Below are 15,912 nucleotides of genomic sequence, written 5' to 3' on the forward strand. Positions count from 1 at the left end.
GTCACCCTACGGCCGTCGGGCCGCGTCCCCCCGGGGTCGTGCCGCCCCCGTCCGGGGAGGCCGGGGGCTCGGCGGACGCCGCGGGGGCGAAGACGTCCGAGGTGCCGGTGACGTCCAGCAGGCGATCGAGGAAGGCGGGGCGGTTCTCCAGCCGCAGTGCGGCGCCGGCGCCCGTGGCGATCCGCTCGGCCGTCAGCAGCGCGGCCGGGCCCATGGGGTCGCACGTGGTGAGCCGCGCGCGGTCCAGGACCAGCACACGGGGCACCGGCCCGGCCGTCAGCGGGCCACGCGCGGCGTCGAGCAGCTCGTCGGCGCTGTCGTGGTCGAGGTCCCCGCCGAGCCGGAACAGCACCGTGCCGGGGTCCGGACGGGTGACGGCGAGCTGGAAGTCGTCGGTGTGAGGCGTCGTCATGCGGGCGTTCCGGGACCCTGAGGGGCGGCGGGGGCGGTACGGGCTTCGAGCGCCGCCCGCCCCAGCGCCAGCAGGCGCAGGGCGCGGGGGAAGTCCTTGAGTTCCGCGGCGAGCCCGGACGTCGCGGGAAGCAGGGCGCCGGCGGGCACGCCCCGGGCCTGGAGGATGTCGGCGGTCCACCGGAGGAAGTCGGTGAACAGCGGCGCGTCGTCGACGTACAGGGCGGCGGCCAGGAAGTCGACGACGTGGGCCACGTCCTCGGCGGTGCGTTCGCGCTGGGCCTCCGTGTAGGTCCGCATCGCCGGCAGGCGTTCCTCCAGCCCGGCCAGGGTGTTCCTGACCAGCCGCGCCCTGCCGCCCGCGACGAACGTGTACTCCTGGTCGCTCAGGTGCGGCAGGTCGTCGGCCGGCAGGTGTCCGGCGCCGGGCACGCGACGCGTGAGCCCGCTCGCGAGGATCTCCGCGGCGGCGCGTGCGTCCGGCGCCCAGGCGTCCGCGCCCAGCAGGCGTGCGTGGCGGCCGTCCGCGCCGAAGGCGGCGCCGCCGACGAGGACGGGGACGCCGACGGCCTGGACGGCGGTGACGGCCGCGTGCGCCGCGGGCAGCCGCGTGGGCAGCGACGAGGAGAGGGCCAGGACGTCGGGGGCGGTGTGGTGCATGTGCGCCACCAGGTGCGGGGTGGGCACCTGGGCGCCGAGGAAGTCCACCTCGTGCCCCCGTCCCCGCAGCACCTCGGCGAGTATCCGCGCGGGCAGGGCGTGCCACTCCCCGTCCACACAGGCGACGGTCACGGCGGCGGCCGTGCCCGGCGCGGGGGCGGCGGGGCTCGTGTCCCGGTGGGCCATGGCGGCGATGATCCGGTCGTGGATGGCGGTGGCCGCGTGCTCCTGCGCCACGCTGATGCGCCCCGCGGCCCACTCCGCGCCCACCTTCACCTGCACGGGCACGATGACGTCGAGCAGCGCCTCCTCGGTGGGGAGTCCGTCGTCCAGCGCGCCGAGGACGACGCGGCCGGCCGCGCGCTCGTCGCGGTCCGTCACCGCCCGCCACAGCGCGGTGCGCAGCTCGCCGACGGGCCGGGGCGCTCCCCTGCCCGGCGCGGCCCGGGTGCCGGTGGACATCACGCCGTGCCCCCGACCGGTGCGCGGCCGTCCGCCGGCGTCGGGCGGGCCGTCCGGGGAGCGGTGATCGCCACCAGGGCGATGTCGTCGTGCCGGTTGGCGCCGATCCACTCGGCGGCGAGCAGCTGGACGCGTTCGACGACGGCCTCGGCGGGCATCCCGGCGCAGTCGGCCACGGCGGCCCGCAGCCGCTTCTCACCGAACATGACGTCGCCCAGGGGGCCGCCCTTGGCCTCGGTGATCCCGTCGGTGAACATCAGGCACGTCTCGCCGGGGGCCAGGTCGACGTGCGCGGTGCGTGTCCTGATGCGGGGCAGGACGCCGATGAGCGTGCCGGAGGTGTCGGCCTCCTCGACGCTTCCGTCGTGCCGCACGATCAGCGGCGGCGCGTGGCCGGCGCTGGTCAGCCGCAGGCGGACCAGCTCGCCGTGGCGGACGACCGAGGCCAGGACGAGGGTCGCGAACCGCGTGTGGCGGCTGCCGAGGAGCGCGCCGTTGAGGAGGCCCAGCATGTTCTCGTGGTCGCCCGCCATGGGCAGCAGGGCGTGCAGCGTGTTGCGGATCTTGCCGGTGAGGACGGCGGCGTCCAGTCCCTTGCCGCACACGTCGCCGAGGATGGCGAGCGTCTCCCGGCCGGGCTCGTCCGCGGGGTGGAGGTCGTAGAAGTCGCCGCCTATCAGCTCGGTGTCCTGCGACGCCCGGTAGCCGCCGGCGAACTCCACGCCGTGCACCTGTCGCAGCGCGGGCGGCAGCAGGTCGGCCATGAGGGTGGCCGTGATGCCGGCCTGCTCCGAGTACAGCCGGGCCGCGGAGAGCGCGGATCCGGCCCGGGCGGCGAACAGGCGGGCGAAGACCTCCTCGGAGGCGTCGAACGCCGCCCGGTCGCCGCGGCGCAGCAGGATCAGCGCGCCGGCCGGCACACCGTGCCCCGGCAGCGGGCAGACGGCGACCGATCCCACCGGGCCCCCGAAGCCCTCGGGCACCGCCCAGGCGGGCAGGGCCGCGGGGTCGATCCACCTCGACGGCACCGGCGGGAAACCCTGGAGGGCCTCGCCGAGGCCGGGCACCGACGACGGGTCGATGCGGGCGGTGACGTGTCTGGGCGCGTCACCGCCCACGCTGCCCGCGACAGGGTGCTGCCGGCCGTTCGCGGGGGCCACGAGGAGCGCCGCGTCGGCCAGGTGCTCGGCGGCCAGCCGTACGGTGACGTCCATGCACCGCTGGACGTTCAGCGACGCCAGCAACCGGGTGGAGGCCTCGGCGAGGAAGGCGGTCCGCTCCTGCTCCTCGCGCAGCTCGCTCTGGGCCAGCAGGCGGTCGGTGTCGTCGACCAGCCACCACACCACGTTGCCGTCCGTCCCCGGGGTGGGGTGCGCGGTCAGCGTCATGTGCCGGTGACGGCCGGTGAACGGCGGCGCGGAGGGGCCGAGGTCGCCGCCGGCCGTGCGCCGGTGGGCGTCGGTGAGCCAGGGCGGCGCCACTCCGTCCAGCGCCGACCCGCGGGCCGCGCCCGGGAACAGGGCGGTCGCCGAGGCGTTCACCCCCACGATCGTGCCGGCGGCGTCCGCGACGACGACCGGGTAGGGAGCGCGCAGCCACGAAGCTCCGACGCCCGGGGGCGAACCGCAGGACTGCGCCGAGGCGTCTTCACATATCGTCATATCCAAAGACCGCACGCGAGGGGTCTCATCACCTTCCCTGGAAGACACGCTCACCCCACCATGACCCGACACCGACGTCCACGACAACCCGCCTTCCCCGTCCTCAGCAGGGCGTGCCTCCCGGCCACGCCGCAATCGGACCGCTCCCACCTGCGGCGATGCCGTGCGCACCGGCGGAACCACGCCGCCGCGACACCGCGGAAAAGAGCGGTCGCGTGACGGCCGGGGAGACCGGGGAGAAAGGCATGGCGATGCCCGGCCCGTCCGATGCGCCGACACCACCGCCGGTCACGGCCGCCGCGGCACGCGCCCTGGTCAGGGACGTGCTCGACGGACTGCCGGCCCCGCTGTCCGCGACGGTGACGGCCGACGTCCTGCTGATCACCTCCGAGCTGGTGACCAACGCGATCAGGCACGGCGGCGGTCTCACCGCGTTCCACGCCACGCCCGAGGCCCGCGCGCTGCGCATCGCGGTCACCGACCGCTCCCCCGCGCCTCCGGTCGCCCGCGAGCCGGACGACGGGAGGCACGGCAGGCCGGGCGGCTTCGGCTGGCCGCTCGTCCAGCGGCTCAGCCGGTCGGTCACGATCACCCCGGCTCCCCCGGGGAAGACGATCGAGGCCGTGGTGGCCTACGAGCCCCCGGCCGGCTGAGGCCGGCACCGCGGCGACCGTCCGGCCCCCACCCCGCAGGTCCGGCCCCGCTCCCCGCGGGCGCGGCCTACGCGTCCGCCCGGGCCGTCGCCAGCAGCTCCTCCGCGTGGGCGCGGGCCGTCTGCGAGTCCTCCTGGCCGGCGAGCATCCGGGACAGCTCCCGGATCCGCTCCTCGCCCTCCAGGACCTTCACGCCCGAGCGGGTCACCGAGCCGTCGTTCGTCTTCTCCACCAGCAACTGCCGGTCGGCGAAGGCGGCCACCTGCGGCAGGTGCGTGACCACGACGACCTGCGCCGTCTTCGCCAGCTTCGCCAGGCGCCGCCCGATCTCCACCGCCGCCTTGCCGCCGACCCCGGCGTCGACCTCGTCGAAGAGGTAGGTCGGCACCGGGTCGGTCCCCGCGAACACGACCTCCACGGCCAGCATCACGCGCGACAGCTCACCGCCCGAGGCGCCCTTGGCGATGGGCCGCGGCGGCGCGCCCGGGTGCGGGGCGAGCAGCAGCTCGACCTCGTCGACGCCGGACGGCCCGTAGGCGACCGTCCGCCCGCCGACCTCGACGCCCTCCGGGTCCTCGGTCTGCCGGATCGAGAACGACACGCGCGCGTGGGGCATGGCCAGCGACGCCAGCTCGGCGGTCACCGCGGCGGCGAACCGTTCGGCCGCCTCCGTCCGCGCGTCCGTCAACGCCTGCGCCAGTCCGCCCAGTTCCGCCCTCAGCGCGTCCCGCTCGGCGGTCAGCTCGCCGATCCGCTCGTCGTCGCCGTCCAGCTCGGTCAGCCGCGCGGCGCTCCGCTCGGCCCAGGCCAGCACGGCGTCGACGTCCTCGCCGTACTTGCGGGTCAGCGCGGTCAGCGCGGCCCGCCGTTCCTCGACCGCCGCCAGCCGCAGCGGGTCGGCGTCCAGGTCGTCGGCGTATCCGGCCAGCTCCCCGGCCACGTCGCGCAGCAGGATCCCGACCTCGCCGATCCGCTCGGCGAGCGCGGCGAGCGCCGGGTCGTGCGACCGCACGGCGTCCAGGGCCCGCTGGGCGCCCGCGACGAGCGTCGCCGCGTCCACGCCCTCGGGGTCCTCCGGTTCGCCCGCGAGCGCGGCGTGCGCGACCGTGGCGGCCGACGCCAGCGCCTCGGCGTGGCCCAGCCTCTCGGCCTCCTCCGCCAGCTCCGCGTCCTCACCGGGGCGCGGTTCGACGGCGGCGATCTCGTCGAGGCCGTAGCGCAGCAGATCGGCCTCCTGGGCGCGCTCACGCGCGCGCGTGGTGATCTCCTCCAGCTCGGAGGTGACGGTCCGCAGCCGGCGGTAGGCCCCGGCGTACTTGGCGAGCGGCCCGGCGACCGCGTCACCCGCGTACCGGTCCAGCGCCTGCCGCTGCCGGGACTGCTTCAGCAGCCCCTGCTGGTCGGTCTGCCCGTGCACGGCCACCAGCTCGTCGGCGAGCTCGGCGAGCATCCCCACGGGCACGGACCGCCCGCCCAGGTGCGCCCGGGAACGCCCTTCGGCGGAAACGGTGCGGCTGATCAGCAGGGCGCCGTCGTCCAGCTCGGCCCCGGCCTCCTCGGCCCGCACGGCCGCCGCGGCGTCGCCGGGCACGGCGATCCGCCCCTCGACGACCGCGTTCTTGGCCCCGATCCGCACCAGTGCCGCGTCCGCCCGCCCGCCCAGGAGCAGCCCCAGACTGGTGACCACCATGGTCTTGCCCGCGCCCGTCTCACCGGTGACAGCGGTGAACCCGGGCGACAGCTCGACGACGGCGTCGTCGATGACTCCGAGCGACCGTATCCGCATCTCCTCCAACACGGACACGACCTTACGAGGTCGAGGCTGGGAAGTGCGACCGGCCCGCCCTTGTCACCCACGGGAGTGGACGCGCCCCTTCAGGGGCGCGGGGAACTGCGCGACGAGCCGCACACGGCCTGCGCACGCCGACGCTTCCCGCGGCCCTGCGGCGCGGGAAGCGTCAGTGCGGCGCCCCCCGCCACCCGGAGACGGGCAGCGCGAACTTGGCCACCAGCCGGTCCGTGAAGGACGCGTGGTGCAGCCGGGCCAGCCGCACCGGTACCGCCCCCCGCCGGACCTCCACCCGTGCCCCGGGCGGCAGCTCCACCGTCCGCCGCCCGTCGCACCACAGCACGCCCGGCGGGATGTGCGGCAGCACCTCCACCGCGAGCACCGAGTCCGGCGAGGTCACCAGCGGCTTCGCGAACAGCGCGTGCGCGCTGATCGGCACCATCAGCAGCGCCTCGACCTCGGGCCACACCACCGGCCCGCCGGCCGAGAAGGCGTACGCCGTCGACCCGGTCGGCGTCGACAGCACGATGCCGTCGCAGCCGAAGCCCGTCACGGGCCGTCCGTCGATCTCCAGCACCACCTCGAGCAGCTTCTCGGCGCCGGCCTTCTGCACGGCGGCCTCGTTCAGCGCCCAGTCGGTGTGCACGATGTCGCCGTTGCGGTGCACGACGACGTCGACGGTCATCCGCTCCTCGACCTCGTACGCCCGGTTCACCACCCGGTCGACGACCTTGTCGAGGTCGTCCCGCTCGGCCTCGGCGAGGAAGCCGACCCGGCCGAGGTTGACGCCGAGCATCGGCACCCCGGAGGCGCGGGCGAACTCGGCGCCGCGCAGCAGCGTCCCGTCACCGCCCAGCACGATGAGCAGCTCGCACCCGTCGAGGCACTGCGGGGTCGCTTCCCCGACCAGTTCCACCTCGTCCGGCAGCGGCAGATCGCGCGCCTCGGCCTCCAGGACCCGCACCCCGATGCCGGCCAGCAGCAGCCCCTTGACCACGAGCTCGGCGCTGCGGATGGCCGCGGGCCGCCCGGTGTGGGCGAGCAGGAAAACAGTACGAGCTCGGTTCTGTGTCAACGCGGCCCCTCCGCCACTGCACGGTCAACGTCGGCCGGGTCCAGTTCACCGGCCCCGGCCCGCAGCCACAGAAAGTACTCGACGTTCCCGGAGGGACCGGGCAGCGGACTGGCGGTGACCCCCCTCACACCGAGCCCCAGCTCCCAGGCCCTGCGGGCGACTCCCCGCACGGCCTCGGCCCGCAGCTGCGCACTGCGTACCACTCCCCCGCTGCCCAGCCGCTCCTTGCCCACCTCGAACTGCGGCTTCACCATCATCACCAGGTCGGCGTCCGGCCGCGTGCACCGCACCAGGGCGGGCAGCACCAGCCCGAGCGGGATGAAGGACAGATCCCCCACGACAAGGTCCACGGGCTCCCCATCGATCGCCTCCAGCGTCAACTCGCGTACGTTCGTACGGTCCTTGACGGTGACGCGTTCATCCTGCCGGAGGGACCACGCGAGTTGTCCGTACCCGACGTCCACCGCGACGACGTGCGCGGCGCCCGCCCGCAGCAGGACGTCGGTGAAGCCGCCGGTGGAGGCGCCGGCGTCGAGCGCGCGCCGCCCCTCGACGACCAGGCCCCGCGGCACGAACGCCGACAGGGCGCCGGCGAGCTTGTGGCCGCCGCGCGAGACGTAGTCCGGGTCGCTGTCGTCCTGGGTGACGACGATGGCCGCGGCGGTCTCCACCTGGGTGGCGGGCTTGGTCGCGACGGTCTTGCCGACGCTCACCCGGCCGGCGGCGATCAGCTGGCTGGCGTGTTCGCGCGAACGCGCCAGCTTGCGGCGGACCAGCTCCGCGTCGAGACGGCGGCGTGCGACTCCTGCCACGTTCGGTTCAGCTCCCTCGTACGTACTGGGCGGGGGGCGCCGGAGGTCCCGGGCGGGCGTCGAGTGCGGTGAGCGCGTCGCGCAGCCCCCGGTGTACATCCTCGTACACCTGGACGTGCCCGTCCGTGGCGAGGTGGTCGGCGTCGGCCAGGCGCCGCAGTGCCGCGTCCACCCCGGCGTCGCCGGTGGGGGCGCGGGGAACGCCCAGCGGGGCGGGGGCGGCCGGGTCGTGCGCGGGGGTCTCGCCGCGGGGCCCGGCCACGGCACCGGCAGTGGCCGCAGTGGCCGCGGTGGCCGCGGTGACCTCATGGAACCCCGTCTCCGGGACTGCGTCGCTCATGCGTCGACGCTACCGCGAACCGCTGCGGTACGGTCTGTCCCGATGGCGACGACTGAGGAGTGCCGTGCCGCACTCGACAAGCTCTCGGACAGCATGCGCGGTGCCGAAGGGGACGTGCGGGAGGCGACCGCGCTGGACCGCTCGGTGAGCTGCCACATCACCGACCTGGACGTCACCTTCGCGGGGCGCATGACGGGCGGCCGGATCGACGTGCGCGAGACCCTGGAGGGACCGCCGCGCGAGAAGGCCGAGATCAGGCTGGCGATGACCGGTGACGACCTGGTGGCCCTGGTCGGCGGCGGGCTGAACTTCGCCAAGGCCTGGGGTTCGGGCCGGGTGAGGCTGGAGGCGGGTCTGCGCGACCTGTTCCGCCTCAGGAAGCTCCTGTAGCCGCTCTCAGGAGGCTTTCGCGGCCGACACCTTCTCGCGCCCGGCGCCGCCGGTGAGGCGCGCCCTGCGCGCGGCCGGCACCACCAGCGGCGTGCCCGTCTCCGGGTCGTCGATGACCTGGCACCGCAGTCCGAAGACCTCCTCGACCAGTTCGGCCGTGACGATGTCGTTCGGCGCGCCCTCGGCGATGACCTTCCCGCCGCGCAGGGCGATGAGGTGGGTGGCGTACCGGGCGGCGTGGTTGAGGTCGTGCAGGACGGCCACGAGGGTGCGGCCCCGGGTCTCGTGCAGCTCCGCGCACAGGTCGAGGACGTCGATCTGGTGCTGGATGTCCAGGTACGTCGTCGGCTCGTCGAGCAGCAGCAGCGGGGTCTGCTGGGCCAGCGCCATGGCGATCCACACGCGCTGGCGCTGGCCGCCGGAGAGTTCGTCGACATAGCGGTCGGCGAGCTCCGAGATGCCGGTCTGCGCCATCGACTCCCGGACGACCCGCTCGTCCTCCGTCGACCACTGGCGCAGCAGCCCCTGGTGCGGGTAGCGGCCGCGGCCCACCAGGTCGCCGACGGTGATGCCGTCGGGCGCGATGGACGACTGCGGCAGCAGGCCGAGGGTCCGCGCGACCCGCTTGGCGGGCATCGACTGGATGACCGACCCGTCGAGGAGCACCCGGCCCTGGGCGGGCTTCAGCATCCGCGACAGGGCGCGCAGCAGCGTGGACTTGCCGCAGGCGTTGGGGCCGACGATCACCGTGAAGGAGTTGTCGGGTATCTCCACCGACAGCTGCTCGGCGATGACCCGCTGCTCGTAGGCGAGGGTGACGTTCTCGGCGGACAGACGGTTCACGGTGCTCCTTCGGTTGTTCGGCCTACTGGTGGCGCCGGCGCTCATATCCGGCCCGCCTTGCGCTCGGTGACCAGCAGCCACAGCAGGTAGACGCCGCCGAGGACGCCGGTGACCACGCCCACGGGCAACTGGTCGGCGCCGAAGGCCCGCTGCGAGACCCAGTCGGCGCCTACCAGCAGGGCGGCGCCCATGCACAGCGACGGCAGCAGGTTGGGGCCGGGCGAGCGGGTCAGGCGGCGGGCGAGCTGCGGCGCGGTGAGCGCGACGAAGCTGACCGGTCCGGCGGCGGCGGTCGCGGCGGCGGTGAGCAGCACGGCGGCCACCATCAGCAGCATCCGCACGCGCTCGACGCGCACCCCGAGGGCGTAGGAGACGTCGTCGCCCATCTCCATCAGCCTGAGCGCCCGGCCGTTGACGAGGACGAGCGGCACGAGCACCGCGCACAGCGCCAGCAGGGGCCAGACCTGTGCCCAGTCACGGCCGTCGAGGGACCCGGTCATCCAGACGACGGCACGGGCGGCGTCGACGATGTCGGCCCGGGTCATCAGGTAGCCGTTGACCGCCGTGACGATCGCGGACATGCCGATGCCGACCAGAACCAGTCGATAGCCGTGCACGCCCCGCTTCCAGGCGAGCACGTAGATGGCGGTGCCGGTCACCAGGCCGCCCGCGAGCGCCCCGAGGGTGACCTGGGTGGCGGTCCCGGAGAACAGGACGATCATCACGAGGGCGCCGGCCGTCGCCCCCTGGCCGAGACCGAGGACGTCCGGACTGCCCAGCGGGTTGCGCGAGACGGCCTGGAACAGCGCGCCGCCCAGTCCGAGCGCGGCACCGACCAGCAGCCCGACCAGGACCCGCGGCAGCCGCAGCTCGTTGACGATGAACTCCTGGCTGGGGCTCCCGTCGCCGGCCAGCGTCTTCAGCACGTCCCCGGCCGGTATCTCGAAGTCGCCGGTCCCGATCAGCAGGACGCTCGCGGCGAGCGCGACGACCAGCAGCAGGGCCACGACGACCACGGCCCGGACGTCGAGGCGCAGCGAGAGCCCACCCGGGCTCCGTACAGCACGGTGCGTCTTCACAGCTGGGCCGTCCTCCGCCGTCGTACGAGAAAGATGAAGACCGGTCCGCCGAGGATCGCGGTGACGATGCCGACCTGGAGCTCCGACGGCCGCGCGACGATCCGGCCGAGGACGTCGGCGCCGAGCAGCAGCACGGGCGACAGGATCGCGGCGTACGGCATGATCCAGCGCATGTCGGGTCCGGTGAAGGAGCGCACGATGTGCGGCACCATCAGGCCGACGAACACGATCGGCCCGCAGGCCGCGGTCGCGGCCCCGCACAGCACGGTGGCGGCGAGCATGGACAGCGCCCGCGTGCGGTTCAGGTTGGCGCCGAGCGCTCTGGCGGTGTCGTCGCCCATCTCCATGGCGTTGAGGGGCTTGGACAGCGCGAGCGCGAGGACCGTGCCGGTCACGAAGAACGGCAGCACTTCCCTGATGGTCCCGGTCGTCGCCGAGGACAGCGAACCGACCGTCCAGAACCGCATCCGGCCCAGCGCCGCGTCATCCATGATCATCACGGCCTGGAGGTAACCGAAGAGGGCGGCGCTGATCGCGGTGCCGGCCAGCACCAGCCGCACCGGCGTGGCCCCGCGGCTGCCGCCCAGGAACCAGACCAGCGCGCCGACTCCCGCCGCACCGGCGAAGGCGAACCAGACGTACCCGCCCAGCGAACTGACGCCGAAGAAGGTGATGGCCGTGACGACGGCCGCCGAGGCGCCCGCGTTGATGCCGAGCAGGCCGGGGTCGGCCAGCGGATTGCGGGTGAGCGCCTGGAGCACGGCCCCGGCGAGGCCGAGCGCGGCACCGGCCAGCAGACCGAGCACGGTCCGCGACAGCCGCTCGCCCACCACGACGTCGCCGTAGGTGCCCGAGTCGTGGAACAGGCCGTGCCAGACCTGAGCCAGCGACAGGTCCTTCGCGCCGACCGCGATGCTCGCCATCGCGATCAGCACCAGGACCGCTGCGGAGACGGGCAGACCGACGGCGCGGAGCACGCGGCGCCTCGGGGGCGCGGGGGCGGTCTCCGCGCGCTGTTCGGGGGGACTGTCGACCAACACGCAGTTAGGTTAGCCTACCCTGCCATTCGATCACGATCCCCGGGACGCCACCGCGGCACCGCCCGGCGGGGCTCCTTCCCGTTCCCCCGGCTCACAGTCCCAGCCGCGCCAGCGCCTTCCCCGCGTCCAGCTCGCATCCGCGCTCCCCGCCCGCCGTCCAGGCCGCCGCGCACAGCGCGCGCAGTCCGTCCAGCGCCTCGCCGTCGCCCCGCAGCTCCAGCCGCTCGTCACCCGCGGCCGCCGACCAGCCGCCGCAGCGGAACCCGGCGTCCGCGTCCCCCGTGACCTCCGGCTGGCCGGTGAGCAGTCCGCGCAGATCGGCGTCGACGTACGTCGGCCGGTGCCGCGGGGGCGCGGCCAGCAACTGGGCCCCGTCGGTCACCCCGGTCAGGACCAGCAGCGAGTCGACGTCCCCGTTGAACGCGCCCTCGATGTCCGTGTCCAGCCGGTCCCCGACCACCAGGGGCCGCTCGGCCCCGGTCCGCAGGATCGTCTCCCGGTGCATGGGGGGCAACGGCTTCCCCGCGACCTGCGGCTCGGCGCCGGTGGCGATCCGCACGACCTCCACCGCCGCGCCGTTGCCCGGCGCGATCCCCCGGGCGCCCGGGATCGTCAGGTCGGTGTTGGAGGCGTACCACGGCACGCCGCGCGCGATCGCGTAGGACGCCTCGGCGAAGCGCCCCCACGGCAGCTCGGGCCCGCCGAAGCCCTGCACCACGGCCGCCGGGTCGTCCTCCGCCGAATCGACCGGCACGAGCCCGCGCTCGCGCAGCGCGACGCGCAGCCCCTCCCCGCCGATCACCAGCACCCGCGAGCCCGACGGCACCTGCTCGGCGATCAGCCGCGCCACCGCCTGCGCCGACGTGATGACGTCGTCCGCGTCCGTCGGTATGCCCAGCTCGGTCAGGTGCGCGGCGACCGCGTCCGGGGTCCGGAGCGCGTTGTTCGTGACGTACGCCAGGTGCATCCCGCCCGACCTGGCCGTCGCGAGGGACTCCACCGCGTGCGCGATGGCGTTCCCCCCGGCGTACACCACGCCGTCCAGGTCGAGCAGTGCCGTGTCGTACGCCTCGCTCAGGCCCCGCCCACTGCCGTCGGGCCTTGTCCTGACGCTCCGGCTCATTGCACATCGCTCCTCATCAGACGCCTTTCCCCCGATCATCCCCCATGCCGTCGACAGTCGTACGATGCCGGGATGGATACTGCCGGTCACCCGGAAGCAACGGCGCGCCGGGGCCTGGAACTCACCCCGTTCCGAGGCCTTCGCTACGACCCCGACCGGGTCGGCAGCCTCGCCGCCGTGACGTCCCCTCCCTACGACGTCGTGGTCCGCCCCGACGGGCTGCTCCACCTGGAGTCCGCCGACCCGTACAACATCGTCCGCCTGATCCTGCCCCAGGCCACCACGCCGGAAGCCCGCAACGCACAGGCCGCGGACACGCTGCGCAGGTGGCGCTCCGAGGGCGTCCTCACCGCCGACGCGGAACCGGGCCTGTACGTGTACGAGCAGCGCGACGGCGCCGGCCTGCTGCAACGCGGCATCATCGGCGCCCTGCGGGTGTCCGACCCGGCGGAGCAGGTGGTGCTGCCGCACGAGGACGTCATGCCGCACGTCGTCGCCGACCGCGCGGCACTGATGCGGGCCACCTCGGCGAACCTCGAGCCGCTCCTGCTGACCTACCGGGGCAACGGCGCGACGGCCGCGACGACCACCGTGGTGGAGCGCGCCGCCGAGCGGCCGCCGCTCCTGTCGACGACCACGGAGGACGGCTTCTGCCACCGCCTGTGGTCGCTCACCGACCCGGACGACGTGGCCCGGGTCCGGGCGGAGCTCGCGGAGCACCAGGCCCTGATCGCCGACGGCCACCACCGCTGGGCGACCTACCGCAGGCTCCGCGCGGAGCACCCCTCCCCCAGCCCCTGGGACCACGGTCTCGTCCTCCTGGTCGACACGGCCCGCTATCCGCTCCGCGTCCGCGCCATCCACCGTCTGCTGCACGGCCTCCCGGTGAGCGACGCGGTGGCGGCACTGGAGGGCCGCTTCCGCGTCCGGCGTCTGGAGGCGCCCCTGGCCGAGGCGATGGACGCCCTGGCGAAGGCGGCCGGTGCGGGCAACGCGTTCCTGCTCGCCGGCGACGGCGCCTTCCACCTCGTCGACCGGCCGGACGCCGGCCTGCTGGCCCGCACGGTCCCCACCGGCCGTCCCGAGGCCTGGCGCACCCTGGACGCCACCGTCCTGCACGCCACGCTCCTCGCCCACGTCTGGCACATCCCCGAGGACTCCGCGGCGCACATCTCGTACATCCACGACACGGCGGCCACGGTCGAGAAGGCGGAACGCGACGGCGGCACGGCCGTCCTGATGCACCCCGTGCGCGAGGAGGTCGTCCGCGACCTGGCCCGACAGGGCGTCACGATGCCCCGCAAGTCGACGTCGTTCGGCCCGAAGCCGGCCTCGGGCCTGGTGCTGCGCGCGCTGGACCTGTGACCCGGCACGACGAAGGGGCGGGCCCGCGTGCCGGGTCCCGCCCCTTCGTCGTGCCGGGTGGACGTCAGTCCTTCTCGCCGTCCTCGCCGTTCTCGGCGTCCTTGCCGTCCTCGCCGGGCGAACCGTCCGCGTCGCTCTCGCGCACGCCGTCGTCCTCGCGCTCGTCAAGGGCGTCCACGAACTCCACCCCGTCCAGCTCGGCGAGCCGGTCCGAGGCGTCCGTGCTGCCGTCCCGGTCGGACTCCACGGCCTTGGCGAACCACTCCCGTGCCTCCTGTTCCCGGCCGGCGGCCAGCAACGCGTCGGCGTAGGCGTACCGCAGCCGCGCGGTCCACGGCTGCACGGAGTGGGAGGCCAGCTCGGGGCTCTGCAGCGTCACGATGGCCGCGTCCAGCTGCCCCATGTCCCGCCGGGCGCCGGCCGCCACGAGCCGCATCTCGACCTGTCCGGCCTTGTCCAGCTTCTGCACCTCGGGGGCACCGGCCATGTCCAGCGCCTTCTCCGGCCGGCCCAGACCGCGCTCGCAGTCGGCCATGACCGGCCACAGTTCCACGGAGCCGGTCATCCGCCGGGCGGCCCGGAACTCGGCGAGCGCCTCCGCGTACTTCTGGTTGGCGTACGCGGCGAACCCGCCCGCCTCGCGCACGGCGGCGACACGCGACGCCAGTCGGAGGGCCACCTTGGAGTAGCCGTACGCGGCCTCGGGGTCCTCGTCGAGGAGCCGGGCGACCATCACGAGGTTCCTCGCGACGTCCTCCGCGAGCGTCTTGGGCAGGCTCTGCAGCTCCTGCTTGACGTCCTTGTCGATCTCGTCGCCGGTGACCTCCTCCGGGATCGGCAGCCGCTTGATCGGCTCCCGGTCGCGGTCCCGCTCCTCGCGGAAACGGCCACCGCCGCCCTGCCGGTCGTCCCGCCCGCGGAAGCCTCCCGGCCGCCCGCCACGGTCGTCCCGACGGGGCCCGCGCCCTCCGCGGTCGTCCCGCCCGCGGTACCCACCGCGGTCACCGCCACGGTCCCCACCGCGGCTGTCGTCGCGGCGGTAACCGCCACGGTCGTCGTCGCGCCGGCCGAAACCACCGCGGTCGTCACGGCGGAACGACGGACGGTCGCCGCGATCACCGCGGTCATCACGGCGGAACGACGAACGGTCACTCCCTCGGTCGTCCCTGCGGTCGTCCCTGCGGTCGTCACGGCGGAAGGGGGGACGGTCGCCACCACGGTCATCGCGACGGTCGTCACGGCGGAACGACGGACGGTCACCGCGATCACCGCGGTCATCACGCCGGAACGACGGACGGTCGCCACCACGGTCGTCACGGCGGTCGTCACGGCGGAAGGGGGGACGGTCACTCCCGCGGTCGTCACGACGCTCGTCACGGCGGAAGGGGGGACGGTCGCCACCACGGTCATCGCGACGGTCGTCACGACGGAACGAGGGACGGTCACCACGGTCACCACGGTCATCACGGCGGAACGACGGACGGTCGCCACCACGGTCCCGGTCATCACGACGCGGACCACGGTCACGATCGTCACGGCGCCCGTACCCACCACCACGATTGTCGTCACGGCGATCATCGCGACGGAAGCCACCGCGCTGCCCGCCACGGTCGTCGTCGCGCCGGCCGAAGCCACCACGGTCGTCCCTGCGGTCGTCACGGCGGAAGGGGGGACGGTCGCCACCACGGTCATCGCGACGGTCGTCACGACGGAACGAGGGACGGTCACCACGGTCATCACGACGGAACGACGGACGGTCACCACCACGGTCCCGGTCATCACGACGCGGCCCACGGTCACGATCGTCACGGCGCCCGTACCCACCACCACGATTGTCGTCACGGCGATCATCGCGACGGAAGCCACCGCGATCGTTGTCTCGACGGAAGCCGCCGCGGTCCCCGCGCTGACCGCCCCGGTCACCGCGGTCACCGCTGTCCCGTCGCCGCTGGTCGCGCTCCGGTCGGTCGTCGGGAGAGTTGGTGGACATCGGTGACTCCTGTCTTCGGTACCGCAAAGTCATTCTCGCGCAGCCGGGTACCCGGTGCGCCCTGGAAAAACGAAAGGACCCTTGGTCCCCAGCTGAACGCTGGGGACCAAGGGTCCTTTCCAAAGATTGTTCGGCGGCGTCCTACTCTCCCACAGGGTCCCCCCTGCAGTACCATCGGCGCTGTAAGGCTTAGCTTCCGGGTTCGGAATGTAACCGGGC

The 15,912-nt window shown here is 74.3% G+C and carries 15 protein-coding genes and 1 rRNA gene; 3 read left to right on the forward strand and 13 right to left on the reverse strand.

All coding sequences use genetic code 11. From position 1 onward, the window contains the following. Position 1: 1 nt before the first annotated feature. From ACZ4V6_RS16170 to ACZ4V6_RS16180, 3 genes are read right to left on the reverse strand one after another with little or no spacing between them, the layout of a single operon-like run. Positions 2 to 412 carry an STAS domain-containing protein gene (locus ACZ4V6_RS16170; RefSeq protein ID WP_467827331.1) on the reverse strand — a complete coding sequence of 137 codons (411 nt, stop codon included), beginning with the start codon at positions 410 to 412 and terminating at the stop codon, positions 2 to 4. Then, the gene (locus ACZ4V6_RS16175; protein WP_467827334.1) at positions 409 to 1,533 is read right to left on the reverse strand and encodes a cobalamin B12-binding domain-containing protein; all 1,125 of its coding nucleotides are present in this window, start codon (positions 1,531 to 1,533) and stop codon (positions 409 to 411) included. The genes ACZ4V6_RS16170 and ACZ4V6_RS16175 overlap by 4 nt, the downstream gene beginning before the upstream one ends. Then, entirely contained in the window at positions 1,533 to 3,194 is a 1,662-nt protein-coding gene (locus ACZ4V6_RS16180) for a SpoIIE family protein phosphatase (RefSeq protein ID WP_467827337.1), read from the reverse strand. The genes ACZ4V6_RS16175 and ACZ4V6_RS16180 overlap by 1 nt, the downstream gene beginning before the upstream one ends. Before the next feature lie 245 nt (positions 3,195 to 3,439). Here ACZ4V6_RS16180 and ACZ4V6_RS16185 point away from each other — a divergent pair, with 245 nt between their 5' ends. After that, the gene (locus ACZ4V6_RS16185; RefSeq protein WP_467827340.1) at positions 3,440 to 3,847 is read left to right on the forward strand and encodes an ATP-binding protein; all 408 of its coding nucleotides are present in this window, start codon (positions 3,440 to 3,442) and stop codon (positions 3,845 to 3,847) included. A 67-nt stretch (positions 3,848 to 3,914) separates the two neighbouring features. Here the strand turns inward: ACZ4V6_RS16185 and recN are convergent, their stop codons facing one another. From recN to ACZ4V6_RS16205, 4 genes are all read right to left on the reverse strand, one after another. After that, positions 3,915 to 5,633: a DNA repair protein RecN gene (gene recN, locus ACZ4V6_RS16190; RefSeq protein ID WP_467827400.1), complete on the reverse strand. Its 1,719-nt coding sequence runs from the start codon at positions 5,631 to 5,633 to the stop codon at positions 3,915 to 3,917. A 172-nt stretch (positions 5,634 to 5,805) separates the two neighbouring features. Beyond that, the gene (locus ACZ4V6_RS16195; RefSeq protein ID WP_467827342.1) at positions 5,806 to 6,711 is read right to left on the reverse strand and encodes an NAD kinase; all 906 of its coding nucleotides are present in this window, start codon (positions 6,709 to 6,711) and stop codon (positions 5,806 to 5,808) included. Continuing rightward, on the reverse strand, positions 6,708 to 7,523 hold the full coding sequence (locus tag ACZ4V6_RS16200) for a hemolysin (RefSeq protein WP_467827345.1): 816 nt from the start codon (positions 7,521 to 7,523) through the stop codon (positions 6,708 to 6,710). The genes ACZ4V6_RS16195 and ACZ4V6_RS16200 overlap by 4 nt, the downstream gene beginning before the upstream one ends. A gap of 7 nt (positions 7,524 to 7,530) precedes the next feature. Continuing rightward, complete coding sequence (locus ACZ4V6_RS16205; protein WP_467827347.1) at positions 7,531 to 7,863, reverse strand: hypothetical protein; 333 nt, start codon at positions 7,861 to 7,863, stop codon at positions 7,531 to 7,533. Between the two features lie 42 nt (positions 7,864 to 7,905). Between ACZ4V6_RS16205 and ACZ4V6_RS16210 the strand changes: the two genes are divergently transcribed. After that, complete coding sequence (locus ACZ4V6_RS16210) at positions 7,906 to 8,253, forward strand: sterol-binding protein (RefSeq protein ID WP_467827348.1); 348 nt, start codon at positions 7,906 to 7,908, stop codon at positions 8,251 to 8,253. Positions 8,254 to 8,259: 6 nt separating this feature from the next. Here the strand turns inward: ACZ4V6_RS16210 and ACZ4V6_RS16215 are convergent, their stop codons facing one another. From ACZ4V6_RS16215 to ACZ4V6_RS16230, 4 genes are all read right to left on the reverse strand, one after another. Then, on the reverse strand, positions 8,260 to 9,141 hold the full coding sequence (locus ACZ4V6_RS16215) for an ABC transporter ATP-binding protein (RefSeq protein WP_467827350.1): 882 nt from the start codon (positions 9,139 to 9,141) through the stop codon (positions 8,260 to 8,262). After that, a complete protein-coding gene (locus ACZ4V6_RS16220) occupies positions 9,138 to 10,175 on the reverse strand; it encodes a FecCD family ABC transporter permease (RefSeq protein ID WP_467827353.1) in 1,038 nt (345 codons plus the stop codon). Before ACZ4V6_RS16220 ends, ACZ4V6_RS16215 begins: the two co-directional genes overlap by 4 nt. Next, a complete protein-coding gene (locus ACZ4V6_RS16225; protein ID WP_467827354.1) occupies positions 10,172 to 11,215 on the reverse strand; it encodes a FecCD family ABC transporter permease in 1,044 nt (347 codons plus the stop codon). The genes ACZ4V6_RS16220 and ACZ4V6_RS16225 overlap by 4 nt, the downstream gene beginning before the upstream one ends. Positions 11,216 to 11,306: 91 nt before the next feature. After that, the gene (locus ACZ4V6_RS16230; protein WP_467827356.1) at positions 11,307 to 12,338 is read right to left on the reverse strand and encodes an HAD hydrolase-like protein; all 1,032 of its coding nucleotides are present in this window, start codon (positions 12,336 to 12,338) and stop codon (positions 11,307 to 11,309) included. Between the two features lie 72 nt (positions 12,339 to 12,410). On the opposite strand from ACZ4V6_RS16230, the gene ACZ4V6_RS16235 reads away from it, so the two are divergent. After that, positions 12,411 to 13,703: a DUF1015 domain-containing protein gene (locus ACZ4V6_RS16235; protein ID WP_467827359.1), complete on the forward strand. Its 1,293-nt coding sequence runs from the start codon at positions 12,411 to 12,413 to the stop codon at positions 13,701 to 13,703. 64 nt (positions 13,704 to 13,767) lie between these two features. Here the strand turns inward: ACZ4V6_RS16235 and ACZ4V6_RS16240 are convergent, their stop codons facing one another. Together ACZ4V6_RS16240 and rrf are read right to left on the reverse strand one after the other, a co-directional pair. Next, entirely contained in the window at positions 13,768 to 14,544 is a 777-nt protein-coding gene (locus ACZ4V6_RS16240; protein ID WP_467827402.1) for a tetratricopeptide repeat protein, read from the reverse strand. A 1,277-nt stretch (positions 14,545 to 15,821) separates the two neighbouring features. Next, positions 15,822 to 15,912: ribosomal RNA gene (rrf, locus tag ACZ4V6_RS16245) — 5S ribosomal RNA — on the reverse strand; the annotation flags it as partial.

It is taken from the genome of Streptomyces sp. NPDC029152, assembly GCF_055564355.1.

Excerpts from the sequence above, each read along its gene's own strand:
- ACZ4V6_RS16205 (WP_467827347.1), bottom strand. The coding sequence starts at position 7,863 with ATGAGCGACGCAGTCCCGGAGACGGGGTTCCATGAGGTCACCGCGGCC.
- ACZ4V6_RS16210 (WP_467827348.1), top strand. The coding sequence starts at position 7,906 with ATGGCGACGACTGAGGAGTGCCGTGCCGCACTCGACAAGCTCTCGGAC.
- ACZ4V6_RS16180 (WP_467827337.1), bottom strand. The coding sequence starts at position 3,194 with ATGACGATATGTGAAGACGCCTCGGCGCAGTCCTGCGGTTCGCCCCCG.
- recN (WP_467827400.1), bottom strand. The coding sequence starts at position 5,633 with ATGCGGATACGGTCGCTCGGAGTCATCGACGACGCCGTCGTCGAGCTG.
- ACZ4V6_RS16235 (WP_467827359.1), top strand. The coding sequence starts at position 12,411 with ATGGATACTGCCGGTCACCCGGAAGCAACGGCGCGCCGGGGCCTGGAA.
- ACZ4V6_RS16170 (WP_467827331.1), bottom strand. The coding sequence starts at position 412 with ATGACGACGCCTCACACCGACGACTTCCAGCTCGCCGTCACCCGTCCG.
- ACZ4V6_RS16215 (WP_467827350.1), bottom strand. The coding sequence starts at position 9,141 with ATGAGCGCCGGCGCCACCAGTAGGCCGAACAACCGAAGGAGCACCGTG.
- ACZ4V6_RS16185 (WP_467827340.1), top strand. The coding sequence starts at position 3,440 with ATGGCGATGCCCGGCCCGTCCGATGCGCCGACACCACCGCCGGTCACG.
- ACZ4V6_RS16175 (WP_467827334.1), bottom strand. The coding sequence starts at position 1,533 with ATGTCCACCGGCACCCGGGCCGCGCCGGGCAGGGGAGCGCCCCGGCCC.
- ACZ4V6_RS16230 (WP_467827356.1), bottom strand. The coding sequence starts at position 12,338 with ATGAGCCGGAGCGTCAGGACAAGGCCCGACGGCAGTGGGCGGGGCCTG.